This window comes from Achromobacter sp. FW305-C-30-7, assembly GCF_058783105.1.
In genome coordinates this window covers 270,629-287,586 of record NZ_JBYSYI010000006.1, presented here as the reverse complement: position 1 = coordinate 287,586, position 16,958 = coordinate 270,629, and the positions used below count along the sequence as shown (strand labels likewise).

19 protein-coding genes and 3 tRNA genes are annotated in these 16,958 nt (G+C 64.6%); 11 read left to right on the top strand and 11 right to left on the bottom strand.

Annotated features, from left to right (window positions below; translation table 11 throughout):
• Positions 1-34 precede the first annotated feature (34 nt).
• Genes AC3WOB_RS21180 through AC3WOB_RS21155 form a run of 6 tightly spaced genes read right to left on the bottom strand, consistent with a single transcriptional unit; the run spans position 35 to position 4,811 of the window.
• Positions 35-715, bottom strand: a complete 681-nt coding sequence (locus AC3WOB_RS21180; RefSeq protein WP_013391841.1) for a fumarate hydratase C-terminal domain-containing protein — start codon at positions 713-715, stop codon at positions 35-37.
• On the bottom strand, positions 709-1,644 hold the full coding sequence (locus AC3WOB_RS21175) for a fumarate hydratase (RefSeq protein WP_013391840.1): 936 nt from the start codon (positions 1,642-1,644) through the stop codon (positions 709-711). Before AC3WOB_RS21175 ends, AC3WOB_RS21180 begins: the two co-directional genes overlap by 7 nt.
• A 13-nt stretch (positions 1,645-1,657) precedes the next feature.
• On the bottom strand, positions 1,658-3,397 hold the full coding sequence (locus tag AC3WOB_RS21170) for an L-aspartate oxidase (protein ID WP_492276090.1): 1,740 nt from the start codon (positions 3,395-3,397) through the stop codon (positions 1,658-1,660).
• Between the two features lies 1 nt (position 3,398).
• Complete coding sequence (locus tag AC3WOB_RS21165) at positions 3,399-3,743, bottom strand: succinate dehydrogenase/fumarate reductase transmembrane subunit (RefSeq protein WP_013391838.1); 345 nt, start codon at positions 3,741-3,743, stop codon at positions 3,399-3,401.
• Positions 3,740-4,075 (bottom strand): succinate dehydrogenase membrane anchor, encoded by a 336-nt coding sequence (locus AC3WOB_RS21160; protein ID WP_013391837.1) that lies wholly within the window; start codon positions 4,073-4,075, stop codon positions 3,740-3,742. Before AC3WOB_RS21160 ends, AC3WOB_RS21165 begins: the two co-directional genes overlap by 4 nt.
• A 1-nt stretch (position 4,076) precedes the next feature.
• Entirely contained in the window at positions 4,077-4,811 is a 735-nt protein-coding gene (locus tag AC3WOB_RS21155) for a succinate dehydrogenase/fumarate reductase iron-sulfur subunit (RefSeq protein ID WP_013391836.1), read from the bottom strand.
• Positions 4,812-5,142: 331 nt separating this feature from the next.
• On the opposite strand from AC3WOB_RS21155, the gene AC3WOB_RS21150 reads away from it, so the two are divergent.
• Together AC3WOB_RS21150 and AC3WOB_RS21145 are read left to right on the top strand one after the other, a co-directional pair.
• Positions 5,143-5,218 (top strand) — tRNA-Gly (locus AC3WOB_RS21150).
• Positions 5,219-5,329: 111 nt separating this feature from the next.
• Positions 5,330-5,944 carry a hypothetical protein gene (locus AC3WOB_RS21145; RefSeq protein WP_013391778.1) on the top strand — a complete coding sequence of 205 codons (615 nt, stop codon included), beginning with the start codon at positions 5,330-5,332 and terminating at the stop codon, positions 5,942-5,944.
• A gap of 172 nt (positions 5,945-6,116) precedes the next feature.
• Here AC3WOB_RS21145 and AC3WOB_RS21140 read toward each other — a convergent pair whose 3' ends face one another.
• A complete protein-coding gene (locus AC3WOB_RS21140) occupies positions 6,117-9,071 on the bottom strand; it encodes an autotransporter family protein (protein WP_492276089.1) in 2,955 nt (984 codons plus the stop codon).
• A gap of 419 nt (positions 9,072-9,490) precedes the next feature.
• On the opposite strand from AC3WOB_RS21140, the gene AC3WOB_RS21135 reads away from it, so the two are divergent.
• From AC3WOB_RS21135 to AC3WOB_RS21120, 4 genes are all read left to right on the top strand, one after another.
• The gene (locus AC3WOB_RS21135) at positions 9,491-9,688 is read left to right on the top strand and encodes a hypothetical protein (RefSeq protein ID WP_492276088.1); all 198 of its coding nucleotides are present in this window, start codon (positions 9,491-9,493) and stop codon (positions 9,686-9,688) included.
• Between the two features lie 245 nt (positions 9,689-9,933).
• A complete protein-coding gene (locus tag AC3WOB_RS21130; RefSeq protein ID WP_492276087.1) occupies positions 9,934-10,536 on the top strand; it encodes a ProQ/FinO family protein in 603 nt (200 codons plus the stop codon).
• A gap of 150 nt (positions 10,537-10,686) precedes the next feature.
• Positions 10,687-10,762 (top strand) — tRNA-Gly (locus AC3WOB_RS21125).
• 55 nt (positions 10,763-10,817) lie between these two features.
• A tRNA-Cys gene (locus AC3WOB_RS21120) sits at positions 10,818-10,891 on the top strand.
• Positions 10,892-10,954: 63 nt separating this feature from the next.
• On the opposite strand, the gene AC3WOB_RS21115 is transcribed toward AC3WOB_RS21120, so the two are convergent.
• The gene (locus AC3WOB_RS21115; RefSeq protein ID WP_492276086.1) at positions 10,955-11,425 is read right to left on the bottom strand and encodes a hypothetical protein; all 471 of its coding nucleotides are present in this window, start codon (positions 11,423-11,425) and stop codon (positions 10,955-10,957) included.
• Entirely contained in the window at positions 11,422-12,396 is a 975-nt protein-coding gene (locus AC3WOB_RS21110) for a D-2-hydroxyacid dehydrogenase family protein (RefSeq protein WP_492276085.1), read from the bottom strand. Before AC3WOB_RS21110 ends, AC3WOB_RS21115 begins: the two co-directional genes overlap by 4 nt.
• 182 nt (positions 12,397-12,578) lie before the next feature.
• On the opposite strand from AC3WOB_RS21110, the gene AC3WOB_RS21105 reads away from it, so the two are divergent.
• On the top strand, positions 12,579-12,941 hold the full coding sequence (locus tag AC3WOB_RS21105) for a hypothetical protein (protein WP_492276174.1): 363 nt from the start codon (positions 12,579-12,581) through the stop codon (positions 12,939-12,941).
• A gap of 2 nt (positions 12,942-12,943) precedes the next feature.
• Complete coding sequence (locus AC3WOB_RS21100; protein ID WP_492276084.1) at positions 12,944-13,534, top strand: DUF2946 family protein; 591 nt, start codon at positions 12,944-12,946, stop codon at positions 13,532-13,534.
• A gap of 9 nt (positions 13,535-13,543) precedes the next feature.
• On the opposite strand, the gene AC3WOB_RS21095 is transcribed toward AC3WOB_RS21100, so the two are convergent.
• The gene (locus tag AC3WOB_RS21095; RefSeq protein ID WP_492276083.1) at positions 13,544-14,008 is read right to left on the bottom strand and encodes a nuclear transport factor 2 family protein; all 465 of its coding nucleotides are present in this window, start codon (positions 14,006-14,008) and stop codon (positions 13,544-13,546) included.
• 96 nt (positions 14,009-14,104) lie between these two features.
• Positions 14,105-14,506: a DoxX family protein gene (locus AC3WOB_RS21090; RefSeq protein WP_013391760.1), complete on the bottom strand. Its 402-nt coding sequence runs from the start codon at positions 14,504-14,506 to the stop codon at positions 14,105-14,107.
• Positions 14,507-14,635: 129 nt separating this feature from the next.
• On the opposite strand from AC3WOB_RS21090, the gene AC3WOB_RS21085 reads away from it, so the two are divergent.
• Genes AC3WOB_RS21085 through aat form a run of 3 tightly spaced genes read left to right on the top strand, consistent with a single transcriptional unit; the run spans position 14,636 to position 16,930 of the window.
• Complete coding sequence (locus AC3WOB_RS21085; protein ID WP_013391759.1) at positions 14,636-15,568, top strand: LysR family transcriptional regulator; 933 nt, start codon at positions 14,636-14,638, stop codon at positions 15,566-15,568.
• A gap of 10 nt (positions 15,569-15,578) precedes the next feature.
• Positions 15,579-16,160: an NUDIX hydrolase gene (locus tag AC3WOB_RS21080; RefSeq protein WP_492276082.1), complete on the top strand. Its 582-nt coding sequence runs from the start codon at positions 15,579-15,581 to the stop codon at positions 16,158-16,160.
• Positions 16,157-16,930, top strand: coding sequence for a leucyl/phenylalanyl-tRNA--protein transferase (aat, locus tag AC3WOB_RS21075; RefSeq protein ID WP_492276081.1), 774 nt, complete (start codon positions 16,157-16,159; stop codon positions 16,928-16,930). The genes AC3WOB_RS21080 and aat overlap by 4 nt, the downstream gene beginning before the upstream one ends.
• Positions 16,931-16,958 lie beyond the last annotated feature (28 nt).

Below are 16,958 nucleotides of genomic sequence, written 5' to 3'. Positions count from 1 at the left end.
GTGCACGGTTGCCGGGTCTGGCGCGCTGCCGCGCCTACATCACTTCATCCTTGCGGTCGTCCGTCTCGCCATAGCGGTGCAGAGCGGGCGGCTTCAAGCCGGCATAAAGCTTCTCGATGCCCGCATTGATGACTTCGGCGTGCTGGGCAAAGAGCGAGTTGCCCTCGAGGTCGCTCTCGACGATGAAGGGCCCGAAGTTCTCGACCTCGAACAGCCACATCGCCTGCGCGATCCCCAACTCATCCAGCCAATGCACTTCGCGCACCCGCTTGATGCCGCGGCCCAGCAAGGCGCCGGTGCCATAACCCACGGTGGTCAGGTAGATCGCGCCGCCCGGCGCCAGCACCTGCTTGTAGTCGTCGGCGGGCATGCCGCCCTTGCCGATCAGGATGCGGCAGCCGGTCTCCTCCAGCCAGCGGGGTATCCACTTGGAGAAGCGGAACGAAGCGGTGGCGGTGACGGCGCCCACGTTGTAGCCGCCGTGGCCGTCCGGCGCCGCGGCCGGCGAGCAATGGAAGTTGACGTTGCTGAGGGAGCGCAGGTCCACCGGCAGCGGCAGGCCCTGGTCCAGCACCTTCTTGTAGACGCCTTCGCGGGCCGTGTAGACCACGCCATTCAGATACACGGCCGCGCCGAGTTCGAGCTTGGCGAGGTCCTCGCGCTTGGCGGGCAGGTCCAGGTGAAAGACCTTGATGTCGTCGTCGTTGCTTACCATTCGACCGTCTCCCGGCGCAGGTAGGGCGTGAACCACTGGGGATCGGTGCGGTACTCGATCTTCCCGTTGGCATGGATCCGCGCGGTGGCGCGGCGCGAAGACAGGCAGAAGGTATGCAGGCTGATGGGCATGCCTCCGGTATGGGTGTAGCCGCACTCGATATGGCAGTCGACCACCATGCCGGAACCGACGAAGCCCATGGCGCCCATGCCGATGGAATTTCCCAGCTGCATCAGCTCCAGTTCCAGTTCCGCCACCTTGGGGTCCGGGTTGCGGTCCCCTACCGTGCGCAGACAGGCGGCCTGTTTGCCCAACTGCATGCAGGTGTCCTTGGAGCCGCCCAGCCCGATGCCGACGATGGCCGGCTGACAGGCCAGCCCGCGCTTGCCGAAGGCGATCAGCGTGTCCAGCACGAAGCGCTTGATACCGTCTATGCCATCGCCGGGAAACAGCATGCGGTAGTCGGTGCCGAACAGGCCGCCCTTGTGCACGGTCGTGATTTCGATCCAGTCGGTATCGGGCTCGAACGACCATTCGACCTCGGGCGCGTTGATGCCGACGTTGTTGTTGTGGTCGGTGCGCCAGAGCGGATGCACGCGGTTGGGCCGCAGCGGAATGCTGAGCGTGGCCTCAGCCGTGGCGTGGCGCAGCGCGCGCTCCACCGCGACGAAGCCGCTGTCGACCGAGGCGTTGTTGCCCACCTTGACGTAGTAGCGCGGCAGGCCGGTGTCGGCGCACATGGGCCGCCGGTCCTGGTCGGCGGCCTCCCAGTTGTCCACCATGGCATGGATGACGAAGCGCGGCAGCTTGCCGGTTTCCTTCTTCTGCAGTTCCTGGATGCCTTGCTTGTAATCGGCCGGAATCTCGATGGCCGCGCGGCGCATGATCTCCAGCGCCGCCTCTTCAACTTTCTGTACAGGGATGCTCATGGTGGGATGTGCCTTAGTTCTGGGGAATGCCCGCCTCGCCCTCGATGAGCGATTCGCCGGGTTTTACGATGTCGAAGGAAACCGGAACCATCTCCAGCGCCACCTCGCCGTCCTGCGCGCTCACGCGCGTGTAGCGGCTGGTGTGCAGGTCTCCAGCTTCGGGAAAGTCCTCGCGGTAATGTGCGCCGCGGCTGTTCTCGCGCGCCAGCGCCGAGACCGTGATGACCTTGGAAATGTCGACCAGGCTTTCCATATTGAGCCAGTCGTGCCAGGTGAGGTTGTAGCGGCGGTCGCCGTCCGCCACGCCGATGTCGCGCAAGGCGGCGCGGTGGCCGGCGATGGCGTCCAGGCCATGCTCCATAGCCTCGCGGCGGCGCAGCACGCCGACGTCGTCCCACATGGTTTGCGAAAGCGCGTCGCGCAACTCGTGGATGCGCCCAGTTGGCCGGGAAAACGGGAACTCGGCGCGTTCGATGCCGCGCGCGATGATGCGCTGGTCCGCATCGCGCCACTGGCCGGACTTGGCGACATAGGCCGCCATCGCATCGCCCGCGATGCCGCCGAACACCGTGGAATTGGCCACGCCGTTTCCGCCCAGGCGATTGGCGCCATGCACACCGCCGCAGTCCTCGCCGGCCGCGTACAGCCCCGGCGAGGCCGTCGAGCCGTCCACGTTGAATTCGACGCCGCCCATCAGGTAGTGGGCGGTCGGCACCACCTCCACCTTGCCGCCCGCCAGGTCAAAACCGCAATCCTTGCAGCGGTTGACCATGCCGGGAAAAGTCTTGGCCACCTTGTCCGGACCCAGATGACTCATCTGGATATAGACCCCGCCCATCGGGCCCGTGCGGCCGGCGCGCATTTCGGCGTAGATGCCGCGGCTGACCACGTCGCGCGTGGCGCGTTCGCCGCGCTTGTCGTAGTTGGCCATGAAGCGCTCGCCGTCGCCGTTGAGCAGATAGCCGCCCGCCCCGCGCAGCCCTTCCTCCAGCACCGTTCCGGTCATGCGCGTATCCGGCCCGCCCAGGAGGCCGGTGGGATGGAACTGCACCATCTCCATGTCCCGCAGCTTCAAGCCGTAGCGCAAGGCCATGGCCAAGCCGTCACAGGTCTTGTCGCCGGAGGGCGTGTGATAGCGGTACATCGTCGGCCCGGCCCCGGTGGCCAGCAGCACGGCCTTGGCCTGGATGAACCGATAGGCGCCGGTCCGCATGTCGATGAACAGCACGCCCGAGATGCCGGAGCCGTCGGCGGCCGGAATCAGCTCGATGGCGCGATGCTCTTCCAGTTCATCGACGTCCAGCGCCCGCACCTGCTCCATCAAGCGGTTGATGATCTCGATGCCGGTCAAGTCGGCCTTGTGCACGGTGCGGTCGAAGCTCTGGCCGGCGAACGCCTTGGAATGCAGCGTGCCATCGGGATTGCGGTCGAAGAAACAGCCGATCTCGTTCTCCAGCTCGCGCACCCGTTCAACCGCGCCTTCGACCAGACGCCACGCCAGGTCCTGGCGCGGCAGCCATTTGCCGCCCTCGATGGTGTCCATGAAGTGGCGCTCCACCGAGTCGCCCGCGGCCAGCGCGACGTTGTAGCCGCCCTGGACCATGCGGGTACAGCCGCACTTGCCCAGCAGGCCTTTCACCGTCACCGTCACTTTCAAAGACGGATTTGCCTTCTTGGCATGCAGCGCCGCGAACAGGCCCGCGCCCCCGGTGCCCAGCACCAGAATGTCCGTCTTGATGTTCTCGATCCGCATCTCAGATCACTCCCGCGATGAAAACCAGGCCCGTCGCCATGGAGACCGCAAAGCCCCACCCGATCCAGGCAACGCGCGCATCCCGCGGCGACTTCCAGGGCAACAGCTCCAGCGCTAGCAGACGCAGCCCGAAAAACATGTGCAGGGTCAGCAGCAGCACCAGCCCCCATTCGCCGAACTTCATCGCCGGCATGTCGGCAAGCTTGAGGAATCCGTCCAGCCGCGCCTGGTCCAGCGCCATCGCCAGCACGTAGAAGTGGGCGGGCAGGAACAGGGCCAGCGCCAGGCCGGAGAGGCGATGCCCGAGGAAGGCCCAGTAGGCCTGATGGTTGCGCGCGGATCTCATGGCATCAGCCCTCCCACCGCCGCGACGGCGCGCACGCCCAGGATGAGCAGTCCCAAACCGAACGCCAGCCCGACCACGGACGCGGCGCCGCGGCCCAGCCGCAGCCACTCGATCAGGATGTTGCGCACGCCGATCGGCACGTGGACCGACACGCTCAGCACGAACAGGCCGTAGAAGACGATCCAGAACCAGTTGCCCTGCGTGCGCGAGAGAATCTCGCCCGCGGTCAGCCCGCCACGCACCGCGTAGATGACCAGGCCCACGTGCACCAGGACAAACGGCGCCATCACCATCGCCGTCAGGCGCTGGAGCGCGAAAAGACGAGCTTCCATGTCAGCCCCCCTTGAGCAGGCTGAAGATGGCGCTGCGCTTCAGCCCCGCAATGCTGCCGGTTGGGCTGAGGCTTACCGGACAGTGCTTCATGCAGCTGCCCTGGGTATGACAGGAGTTGCAGCCGCTGCCGGAGGTGGCCTTGCGCAGCACGTCCTTGGGGTCTGCGTGCCGTTCGTCGTTGAACAGTGTCCACGCCCGGTTCAGGGCGGCCGGGCCCAGGTAGTCCTTATCCCAGGACACCACGTCACAGGCCGCGTAGCACACGCCGCAGTTGATGCACTCGATGGCGGCGTCGGCCTGCTTGCGCTTCTTGCTCTGCGGCGACACCAGTGCCGGCGGATCATTGCGCGTGGCCGTGCCGACGAAGGTATTGCCGGCGCGCGCCCACTTCTGGAAGAACTCGCTCATGTCGACGACCAGATCCTTGATCCGCGGCATGTTGCGCAAGGGTTCGATCACGATCACGCCCCCCTCTTCCACCCGGCTGACGTGGGTGCGGCAGGTCCAGCGGGGCTTGCCGTTGACCGTCATGGCACAGGACCCGCAGACGCCGACGCGACAGGCGTAGCGGTACGAAAGGTTCGGCTCCTGGGTGCGCTGCACTTCGGTCACCACATCCAGAACCGTCTGGTTCTCGCGCCACGGCACCGAGTAAGTGGAATAGCTTCCGTCTTCGGTTCCCCGCGAGATGCGGACCGTGAGTTGTCTCTGATTCGTGGAGTTCTTGGTATCCATTTTCCGCCCTCGGACGACACCTTGCGTCCATGAACAGAATTCTGGATCTCGCGTATGAGTGAAGCAATATGGATTTGGTTGATATTTTTTGAAGTTATTTTCGGCCCGCCCAGAGGGTGCGCCGTGCGATCCGGCGACTGCCGCGCCGCGGCATCTTCAATGGATGGCGATCACTGGACGCAACAGGACCGCTGTCGGGCAGGAACCGAGACTGGTCGGCAGGGCTCAATCGCCCTAAAAAGCATCTTTTGAAAAATTCGGTATACTTCGCCCTCGCTTGCCGGCTCAGTCCCAGATCGCAACGATCGCGGATCGCGCAAGGCACGCAAATGCGGGAGTAGCTCAGTTGGTAGAGCGCAACCTTGCCAAGGTTGAGGTCGCGAGTTCGAGACTCGTCTCCCGCTCCAAATTTTGATTTTCAACCTCCTTCGCGGAGTTCTGGAAATCCTTGAAAAAGGGCCTTCGGGCCCTTTTTTCATTCCGGCTTGTGCCGCTTGGGAAATGAAGGAACACGGGCAATGGATATTGCATTGATCCTGCTGGTGCTTATCGCGGCATGGCAGGTGCTGCGCGTGCGCTATCAGCGCGCCCGCATTGCGTTGCTGGGGCGTCATCTGGGCGGTTTGCAGCTGGAGCGCCACATGGAAACACTGACGCAAGGCTACACCCGCGCCATCCGCGAAGACACCGAGAACCGCCAGCTACAGGTACTGGAAACCTTCGCCCAGACCGAACGCGCCGTGGCGGCACAAGTGCAGTCGCTGGCCGATGCCATGCAAAAGGAAAGTCCACAGGCCACCCGCGTGTCCACGCTCTCGTTCTGCGTGCCATACATCGAGCGCTTTCTTCCCGCGATGACACGGGATTTTCGTGAGCTGCTGCACATCCATGCACTCGGCTTGCGCCATGTCGTGGACAACGAAGGCCACTGGGACGCAAGAGAGCGCGCGTACCACCTCTCGGCGGAGTTGTATCTGCTGCAGCACAGTTGCCATTGGTTCTGCAAATCCCGCGCCGTGGCCGATGCACGGCTGATGCTGCGGCATCAGGTCAATCACCGGAAAGTCCTGGATTCAGTGTCTGCTGTTACCCGCTCGGCTTATCTGCGCTGGCAGGGGGACGATAAACACTAAGACCAACGGCGCCTCGTCCGTTCTGGCCCCGCTCAGCGGGCATTCTTGAGCAAGTCCTTGAAAAAGGGGCGAATCTTTCGATTCGCCCCTTTTCATTTGTTCTCGATTCCAGCCCGGCGCTGGCGCAGCAAGCGTCATGACTGCGACGCTTGCTGCGCCTGTCGGCGCCTGATCAGAAGCGCACGGCCAGCTTGAGCACGCCCGACTGCTGCCGGTTGCCGCCGCCGAACTGCGCGTCATAGGCAATGCCCGCCGTCGTGTTGCGCGTGATGGCCATCTCGGCGCCCAGGCCCAACACCGCGGCGTTGCGCGCGATCGGCACGCCCGTCACCGAGAACGTGCTGCCGCCTTCGAAGGCCAACTGCTGCTTGGGCTGCACATCGCCCATGGCATGGCGCCAGCCCAGCGACGCGGTCAGGCGGCCAGGCGCGCGGTCGGAACCGAACTCCCAAGAGCCGCGCAGTCCCAGCGTGGTGCTGGTCACGTCGTCGGAATTACTGGACCCGTGCAGGGCTGCAGTGCCACCGGACTCCTCGAAGCCGCGCGTGCGCAGCTGGTTCCACGCCAGGCCCGCAAACGGTTCGATGGTGTAGGCATCGCCCAGCGGCAGGTTGTAGCCGAGCTCGGTGAACACCTGCGTCGACGAGGCGTGATACGACGACTCGAGCCGCTGGTTCAGGCTGCCGGCCGCCACGTCGCGTTTCGCGTCGATGTCATGCCAGGTGTAGGCCGCGCCGGCCATGAAGCGGATGTGGCCGGGACCGGCCTGGAAATTCCGCCCGCCGAACAGGGTCGCCGTATAGCTGTCGACATTGGTGCGCGAGGACGTGTCGTCGATCGAGTTGTGGCTGCCGATGTAGCCGACCGCGCCGCCCAGACGCCAGCCGCCGCCCACCGCGCCATCGCCGCCGACGAACAGGCCGCCCGACGATTGGCTCAGGCTGGACGCGTTGCTGTCGCCGTCGAACTTGCTCCAGTTGCCGAACGCTTGCGCCCAGACCGGCGATGCGCCGCTTTGCGGCATGGCGTCGGACGACGGGACGCCCAGTTGGGCGGTGGGACGTCCGGCCAACACCGGCGCGTCGAGGTTGCCGCGCAGATGCGAGAGCGGCAGCGTGCGCACGGTGTCGCCCTGGCTCAGCAGTACGCTCGCGGTGCTGCCGTAGACTTCGCCCGAGAGCATCCTCAGGGCCGATCGCGCTTCGTTCGGAGTCATGGCGAGCACGGCATTAGCCACCTGGCTGGCGCCTGTGTTCTTGCCCGCGGCGATGCCGCTGTCGACCAGGGAAGAGCCGCTGCCGGTGGGCGGCGTTTCGTTGCCGGCGCTGGACGAGCCGTTGCCAGTCGAGGTCGAGCCATTGCCGGTCGAGGACGAACCGTTGCCCGTCGACGTGGAGCCGTTACCCGTCGAAGACGTACCGTCGCCCGTCGACGAAGAGCCATTGCCAGCCGACGACGAACCATTGCCCGTCGACGAAGAGCCGTTGCCGGTCGAAGACGAACCGTTGCCCGTCGCGGGCGGTTCCTCTTTGTCCAGCGCTCCGCCCACGCTGCTCTCGTTGCCCGAGCCGCCGATGCTGCCGATAGGCACATCATTGCGCGTCAGCGTCATGTACGCATTCTTCGGGTCATAGCTGAGCGTGGGCGTCAGGAAGGCATAAGCGCTCGAAGCGCCAGTGAACTGCCCCTGGATGCCGCCATCCGCCGTCAGGATGTTGTAGGTCGTGCGCGGCGCGTAGTTGCCGTCGGGACCCACGTGCGCCACGGTGCCGTCGAGATAGGCAACGCCGGTGACATGGATGCGGTCGCTGAGGGTGCTGCCCGGATCGGCATGCACGCGGTAGATGGTGTTCTGGCCAAAGGTCAGGTTGCCGTTGACCGTGAGCGTGCCCATGGGCGTGCCATCGTTGCCGGGAGAGATGACCGCGGTGGGGTACAGATTGGTGCTGCCTACCTGGCCAACACCCGCCAGCACGACCTCGCGGCCGATGTCCATCGGGCCGTTCAACTTGCCGTCGATCTCCAGCGCGCCGTCGGCGATCAGGATGGGACCGGTGAGGCCGCTACTGTCGGCCGTCAGGATCACCGACCCCGGGCCGGTCTTGACGAAGCCCTGCGTGCCTTGCAAGGGGTTGTCGATGGTGTCGACGAATTGGCCCGAAGCATAGGTGCCATCGCCGACCACGATTGCGGGCGGATTGCCGCCGCTGCCAACCAGGGTGATAGGCGCGCCCTGCAGGCGATAGCGATCGGTGGCGAATTGAATGCCCGACACGCGCACCGGACCTGCGCTACCGTCCACGGTCACCGTGCCGGCCGCGCCAGTGAAGATCGCGTAGCCGCCATCGGGCAGCGCGCCGGTGGCATTGCTCGGGCTGTTCCAGTTCGTGCCGGCCGCGCTCCAGGTGCCGTTGCCGCCGCCCGACCGCGTCGCGGATGCCGCGCCGTTGCCGTTCCACAGGTTGGTGGTGCTGGGGCCCAGGATGAGATTGATCTGCTTGTCGCCGGTCAGGTTCTGGATGGTGGCTGCAGGCGCGGAATCGCCCGAGACCGAACCCAGCGTCAGGCCGTTGCCGCTCATCGAGCCGCCGTACGACAGGATCCGGTAGTAGCCAGCGTTGACGCCCAAGGTATTGACCGTGACGTTCAGCGTGGTGTTGTTGATGGCGGCATTGCCGCGCACGGTGATGTTGTCGCCAGTGCCGGGTTGCGTGATCGGCAGCCCCGCATAGCCGGTCTCGAAATTGAACACCGCGTTGTTCATCGACAGGTTGCCGTTGACGACCAGATTGCCGTTGGAGACCCCCGTCGGCGTACCGACTTCATACCCGGGCGCCACGCGCGCGCCGGATACGTTGAGATCGCCATTGATCGAGCCAAAGCCCGCGACGGTCCCGTTCGAATTCGCATTGACGTTGCCGCCGAGCGTGACGCCCGAGCCGCCGCCGTTGCCGCCGATCACCAGCGTGCCGCCGTTGACATCCACCCCCCCGGGGAAATTGGCCGAGCCGTCGAACACCTGCGTATTGCCCGACGTCACCGTCAAGTCCGCAGCCGTGACGCCACCGCAGTAGGACGCGCTCAATGCGAGCGTCGCCGTCAGCCATTTCTTCGTGTCATGTATCAACGTAAATCCTCCCTATGTCGATTAATTAATCTGATACCCAAGGCATTACCGGATCGCTATAAAAGTATTATTAAGTAACCAGGCAATCCGAATGGGCGAAACATGCTTCGCGAAAAAAGGAGGCAATTTATACCCCTTTTTTTTCAATACAAAAAATTAATCAATAGATACCATCTTTATTATTTAAATCAACGACTTGGATACCATCCAATAATCAAATAAGGGAACATGGATACCATCCATCATTGGAATATAGTTAAATTGGACAATATCCAAATTGTTTATTTTTCTACAGTGGATACCATCCCGATAAGCAGACCAGAGATGCTTCCGGCGGTTTTTCAATGCACTCGCGAAACAAATTGACATAGCCGGGTTGTATACGCGGGGCGCAACGCGGCCCAGCTTCCAGAATTTTCTTGTCCGCGCAGATCGGCCCGGCCCATGCCATCGTTTGCAGGATGGCCGCCCCCAGCCTGCCCGACGGAGACATGCCGGCCGCCGACCGGGCGCAGATCTTCTTCAACCAGCGCGAAACGCTGCTCGGGGCGGTGGCCGCCTCGTCGGTACGCACCGGCAATGTGGTCGTCACCCTTGCGTGCAGCCCCCTGGTATGACTGCTGCCGCAAAGCCGGACCTCGGACCTGTCACTGCGCTGCGATGCGGAAGACGCCTGGCTGGCCGTGTCGGGCACTGACCAGCCATCCTGCCCGGCCTGCGCGCGTTGATTTCCGGCAAATCCGCCCACGGCGCGGGCGGCGGCCATGGCGCCGCCGCCACACACGCGCCCTGTCGACAGTGCTGCATTCGCGCACTTGCGGTAACCTTCAGCCTGAACAAATCTGAGGTGTTGGAAATAACAATGGGTTTTGAAAAACTTGCCGACCTGCGCGAGCAGCTGCGGGCACAGGCTCAAAAGGCGGTGCCGGTCCAACCGAAGGCGGCAGGCCGGACGAAAAAGCGGGAGCCTGATCAAGCCAAGGCCGCAACCCGGCCCCAGCAAAAGCGCGAGCCGGTCGACCCGGTGGTCGAGGCCATCTGGCGCCTGCAGAAGCACTTCCCCCAGGCTTTCCCCAAGAATCCCGCGCCGAAACTGCCGCTCAAGCAAGGCATCCTGGCCGACGCAGCCCAGCATCTCGAAAAGCTGGGCATGACGGACGAGCAGTTGAAGCAGGCCATCGCGACCTGGTGCAAGGGCAGCCGCTACTGGAGCAGCATGGTCGCGGACGCCACGCGCGTCGACCTGCAGGGCCAGCCGGCAGGCACGGTGACCGCGGAACAGGCTTCCTATGCCCGCCGCCAGGCCTCGCGCCGGCCCGCCGGCAAGGCCCGTCCCGCGAAGAAGGCTGCCGCGCCGGCGTCCTCGCCTGCGGCCGCGCCTGCTGATGCGCCCGTCGACGCGCCCGCTCCCGCATCCGCGCCCGAGTCCAAGGCCACCGAGCCGGTGTCCAGCGATACCCCCTGACGGCGCCGCACAGCCCGGCTGTGCGGGGATTTTTCACTTCCCCGCGCAACCGGGCCACACAAGCCTTAAATTCTGTGTATAATCGCTGTCTTTGGTGGACACGGCCTTCTGAAAACCAAATCAGAAATCACACCAAAAACGCAGTGCCCCGCGGGAGTAGCTCAGTTGGTAGAGCGCAACCTTGCCAAGGTTGAGGTCGCGAGTTCGAGACTCGTCTCCCGCTCCAAATACAAAAAGGAAGCAACGGCCTACACCGCGCTTCCTTTTTTCTTGCAAATGCTGGCGCAATGGCAGAGTGGTTATGCAGCGGATTGCAAATCCGTGTACGTCGGTTCGATTCCGGCTTGCGCCTCCAGCGATTTCTCAAAACCCGCAGATAATGCTCTGCGGGTTTTTTGTTTTCCTGACGGCTCAACCACTACGCCAGATGCCTGTCAGGCTCGCGGGTAGCCAGAGAAGCCAGACATTCCGCTTGCCAGGCGAACTCCGGCTCGAACGACTCGGGATCTGAAACAGCGCCATAACCACCCTGACCGTAGACTGCGGCGTAAGCCGCATATTCGGCTGCGCGGAGCGCCTTCCCGGCCAGGGCGCTGGCCACGGCATAGGTCGCGGACACGGCGGCATGGCCGCAGCCATCCAGGGATTTCGACCCCTGATGCCGGTTCGCCAGGCGCGAGGCCTGAGCGCAAACCTGCTGCAGCTGTTCATGGCCGATTGCGCCGCCCAGATACCGGCCGAGAATCGCCAGGCAATCCACGACCTCCTGTTCTTCAAGCAAGTGCTCGACCCGAAGCGCGCAGGCGTGACCGAATGCCAGACGCAAGCGTTCATTGCGATCGGCGTCCAGATCAAGCTGTTTCGCAAGGCGTTCCAGAGAGGCGTTCATGACGCCGCCACCTGCGGATTCACCATGTTTACCGGCGTCCCCGCCGCAAACGCGAGAATCTGGTTGAACACGTCCTTGAACTGCAGATCCCATTCCTCGTAAGTCACGTATCCGATGTGGGGCGTGCACAGGACGTTGGGCATCTGCAGAAGCGGATTCGAAGTATCGGTCAAGGGTTCGTGGTCGAAAACATCCAGCGCCGCCATGGCCGGGCGTTTGGCCAGCAGCGCCGGCACCAGGGCGCCGGGTTCGATGAGTCCGGCGCGGCTGGTGTTCACGAGCAGCGAGCTCTCTTTCATGACGGCGAGATCCGCGGCCGTGACAATGCCCTTGGTCGCGGGAACCAAGCGCATATGTAGAGACAGCACGTCGCAGGATGAAAAGAACTCGGCCTTGGAGGCTGCGATGTCGTAGCCGTCCTCCCGCGCGCGCTGCAACGACTCGGGACGAGCCCAGACCAGCACCCTCATGCCGAATGCCTGGGCGTAGCCCGCCACTACCCGGCCGATGCGCCCATAGCCGAAGATGCCCATGGTCTTGCCCCGGACAGTGTGCCCCACCCCGTATTGCCAATGGCCCTGACGCATGGACTCCACCTGTTGCGGCAGCTGGCGCATGGCCGCCAGCACCAGCGCCCACGTCAGCTCCGCGGCAGCATACGAAGGCGTATCCGCGTGCAGGTCCGAGCACACCAGGACGCCATGATCGGTACATGCGGCAACGTCGATGTGCGGGTAGACGCTACGCTGGCTGATCAGCCGCAGCTTGGGCAATCGCTCGATCAATTCGCGCCGTATCGTGGTGCGTTCACGGATCAGGACCAGAGCTTCCGTATCGGCCAGACGCTCTGCCAGCACATCGGTATCTTCCACGTGATCCGTCCAGGCGGTGATCTCGTGATCGCGCAGCAGGGAGTAACAAGGAAGGCGGCGCAGGGTGTCGAACCAGTCGTCGAGAATAGCGATCTTCATATGTCGGAACTCGCCGAGTAGAAGTAAGGACTCAATTTTTACGCCGCCCGGGGGCTGGCCGTAAATCAGAATCGCGTACCGGCTGGCGGCCGGGACCGGCCATGAGGATCTCAGGTACGATTGCGGGCTGCCCTCCTGCATCTCGTTACGCATCACTACGCGCGGTCAACCAAATGATTGCTATGGTGACGCCGTTTGCCACTGACGACGATCCCATGCGCACGCTTCCGAACTCCCGAGCCCACTATTCCTCCGCGTTGCTGACGCTGTCCGCCGCGGCATTGCTCACGCTGGCCCCGCTTGCGGCGCAGGCGGATTCGGACAAGCACCGCCATCGCCACGGCCGCGAGTATAAAGAGCAGTATTGGGACGGCGCCTGTAAGGTCGAGCGCAAATGGAAGCGCAACGGCGACTACCAGGAAAAGCGCAAATGCCGGGATGACTACCGCCACGGCTACGTGCAAATGCCGCAGCCGGTGGTGGTGCCCGCGATGCCGGCGCCCGCCATCATCATCAACCCTCCTCCCATCATCATCCGGCCCTGAACATGGATCAATCGGTGAAGGACGCGCTCGCGCGCTGGCCCGACGTGCCGGCGGTGTACGGCTGGCTGTCGCTGGACGCGCGCGGCCGCTGGCGCCTGCACCCGCAAGGCCAATCGGCCGCGGGCGGTCCGGGCGAGTCCATCACCAACACGCAGATCCTGGAGTTCATCAACCGCAACTATGAACACGACGACGCGGGGCGCTGGTTTTTCCAGAACGGTCCCCAGCGCGTATTCCTGCGCCTGGACGCGGCGCCGTATGTGTTGCGCTTGAGCGATGACAACAGTGGCCTGCTCACGCACACGAACCAGACGGTCGATTCGGTCGCCGCGTGGAAGCTGGACGATGCGGGCCAGCTGTATGCGATGACGCCCTTCGGGGCGGGCATCGTGCTGGACCGCGATCTGCCGCCGCTGCTGGAAAGGATGACCACGGCGGACGGAGAGCCGTTGCTGGACGCCCTGACGGAACTCGCACCCGGCGGCACGATACAGGCCGTCCTGCCCGAAACCTATGCGGCCGCGCCGCTGGCGCTGGTCGCGCAAAAGGATGTGGCACAGGAATTCGGCTTCGACCCGGATCCCCACGCCTGACCGGCACGTTCAGAACATGCCGTTGGGATTGGCGGACTGCTCGGGGATGGGCTGCACCGCGTCCCAGTGCTCCACGATCTTGCCCTGCTCCAGGCGGAAGATGTCGATGATGGCGCTGCCGCGGTCGCCGGGTTGGCGCACCGCGTGCACGTGCAGGATCACATAGTCGCCGTCGGTGAAGACGCGTTTGATCTCGCTGCGCGATTGCGGAAACTTGTCGCGCAGGAAGGCGATGAATTTACGGAAACCCTCTGGGCCGTCGGCCGCATTGGGATTGTGCTGCACATAGCGGTCGCCCACGTATTTCAGCGCCGCATCCGCGTCCTTCTGATTCAGGCCCTTCTCGTAGAAGGCCAGCACGGCCGCCTTGTTGGCGGCCTCCTGTTCAGCGGACGCATGGACGGCGGGAGACAAGGCCAGGGCCAGCATGGCTGCGGCGGCGGCGCGCTTGAAGTACGACTTCGGGAAGGACATGGAAACTCCAGAAATGGAAAACGGCCGGGCCATTCTAGGGTCCGACCGTCCTGTCGGACACGTCCGTGACGGTAGACAGACTGGTGCGCGCAGCGATCAGCCGCGGCCGCTCTTGACCAGCGCGTACTTGCCGTCGCCCAGCAGCGCCAGCACGGCGGCCGCCACGGTCAGGAAGATCGGATATTCCCAGCCGCCGCCGGCATTGCCGAAGCCCCAGCCATTGGGGAAATGCACCGTGGAAGCCACGAACAACTGCACCACGGCAATGGCGGCGACCCAGCGCGGCACGATGCCCAGGATCAGCAGCACGCCGGCGCCGACCTCGAAGAACGTCACAGGATACGCCAGCCAGCCGGCGAAGCCGATCTTGGCGAAGAACTGCGCGGTGCCGGGCAGCGTGAACACCAGCAGCTTGGTCAGGCCATGGGCCAGGAACATGACGCCGAGCGCCACGCGCAGCAGCAGCGCGGCATAGGGCGCGGTACGGATATCAACCATTGCACTCTCCTAGAGCGGTGGGGAATCGCCCAGGATGGGAAGATTCTTGATGAGCGCTATTCTTGCGATTCCAAAAACAAAGATAAACATGCAGAATTGCAAATTATTGTTCCCCGATAGGAAACAATCTTGGACACGCATACCGCCATGCAGACCTACGCCAAGGTCGTGGAATTGGGTTCGTTCGCGGCCGCGGCCGACAAGATGGGCCAGGCCCGCTCCGTGGTCACGCGCCAGATCGCCTATCTGGAACAGAAGTACGGCGTGCGCCTCCTGAACCGCACCACGCGCAAGCTGAGCATGACCGACGCCGGACGCGCCTTCTATGAACGCGTGCGGCCCATCCTGGCCGAGGTGGCGGACCTGGAACTGTCGCTGCAGGCCGAGGGCCAGCGGCCCAGCGGCCGACTGCGGGTGAGCGCGCCAGTGTCGTTCGGGATCCTGCACCTGGGACCGGCTATTGCCGAGTACCTGCAGCGCTATCCCGACGTGATCATCGACCTGGACCTGAACGACCGCGTGGTGGACCTGGTGGAGGACGGCTACGACGTTGCCGTGCGCATCGGTCCGCTGCAGGATTCCTCGCTGGTCGCGCGGCCGCTGGCGCCGCAGCAGCTGCTGGTCTGCGCCGCCCCCGAATACCTGCGGCGCCACGGCACGCCGCAGACGCCGGAAGAACTGAAGCAGCACCGCTGCCTGCATTACGCCTACGCCAGCACCGGCAACGAATGGCACTTCGAGAAGGACGGCGTGACCCATCTGGTGCGCGTGAACGCGGCCCTGCGGGCCAACAACGGCGACGTGCTGCGGACCGCGGCGCTGGCCGGCCACGGCATCATCCTGCAGCCCGATTTCCTGGTGGGCGACGACATCCGCGCCCACCGCCTGGTGGCGCTACTGACCGATTACACCCACACCTCGATCTCCATGTACGCCGTCTACCCGCACCGGCGCTTCCTGTCGCCCAAGGTACGATCCTTCGTGGAGCATCTGGAGGGCCGCTTCGGCGCCCCCTCCCCGGCCGTCCCAGGCCGGCGCGCCAGCCCCCGCCGCAGCCGTTAGAATCGTACCCATGACCGCAAAATCGCCCCTCGAATACTTTCCCGCGCCGCGCCGTTCGCATTTCTGCAGCCAATGCGGCTCGCCCATCAGCCGCCGGGTTCCAGAAGGCGACAACCGCGAACGCGACATCTGCGATCACTGCGGCGCAATCCATTACCAGAATCCGAGGCTGGTGGTCGGTACCCTGCCGGTCTGGGAAAACCGGGTCCTGCTGTGCCGGCGCGCCATCGAACCGCGCTACAACACCTGGACCCTGCCGGCCGGCTTCATGGAACTGGGCGAAAGCACGGCACAGGGCGCCGCCCGCGAAACGCTGGAAGAGTCCGGCGCCCGCATCAAGCTGGGCGAACTCTATACCGTCATCGACCTGCCCCAGATCGATCAGGTGCATGTGTTCTACCTGGCCGAGGCGCTGTCGGGCGAGCTCGACCCGGGCCCCGAAAGCCTCGAGGCCCGCTATTACGACGAGTCCGAGATCCCCTGGGACGATCTGGCGTTCCGCACCGTGGCGACGACGCTGCGCCACTACTTCGACGACCGCAAGCAGGGCGTGTTTCCCCCTCATCACTACACCCTAGAATCGCACCGTTGAAACTGCCCTGGCTAGCCGTCGACACCCCCTTTCCGCCCGCGGAGTTTGCGCTAGCGGATCCCGACGGCCTGCTCGCCGCGGGCGCGGACTTGTCGACCGCCAGGCTGATCGAGGCCTACTCCAACGGCATCTTCCCGTGGTACTCCGAGGGCGAGCCGATTCTGTGGTGGAGCCCCGATCCGCGCATGGTGCTGGGCATCAAGGACTTCGCGCCCTCGCATACGCTGCGCAAGCTGCTGCGGCAGGTCGCCAGCCAGGAGCATGCCGCCGCGCCGCGCGTGCAGGTGCGCGTGGACACGGCCTTTGCCGAGGTGATGGCGCAATGCGCCGCGCCGCGCGACGGCCAGCCGGGCACCTGGATCACCGCCGCCATGCAGCAGGCCTATCGCGCCTGGCATGAGGCTGGCTACGTGCACAGCATCGAAACCTGGATCGACGGCGAACTGGCCGGCGGCCTCTACGGCATCAGCCTGGGCCGCATGTTCTTCGGCGAATCCATGTTCACCCGCGCGCCCAACGCCTCCAAGATCGCCCTGTCCTATCTGGTGCGCTATCTGGCCGCGCAAGGCGTGGAGCGCATCGACTGCCAACAGCAGACGCGCCATCTGGCCAGCCTGGGCGCGCGCGCCATCCCGCGCGCCGCGTTCCTGCAGCATGTGCGGGCAGCCACGGCGCTGCCCGCCGTCGCATGGGCCCGCGGCACGCTGGACAGCGCCGGCCGCTTGCATCCCGACACAGCATCGGGCGCGGGGTTCGGCGTTAATATGTAGCCAGCCCCTTGCGGGCCTGCCGCCGCAA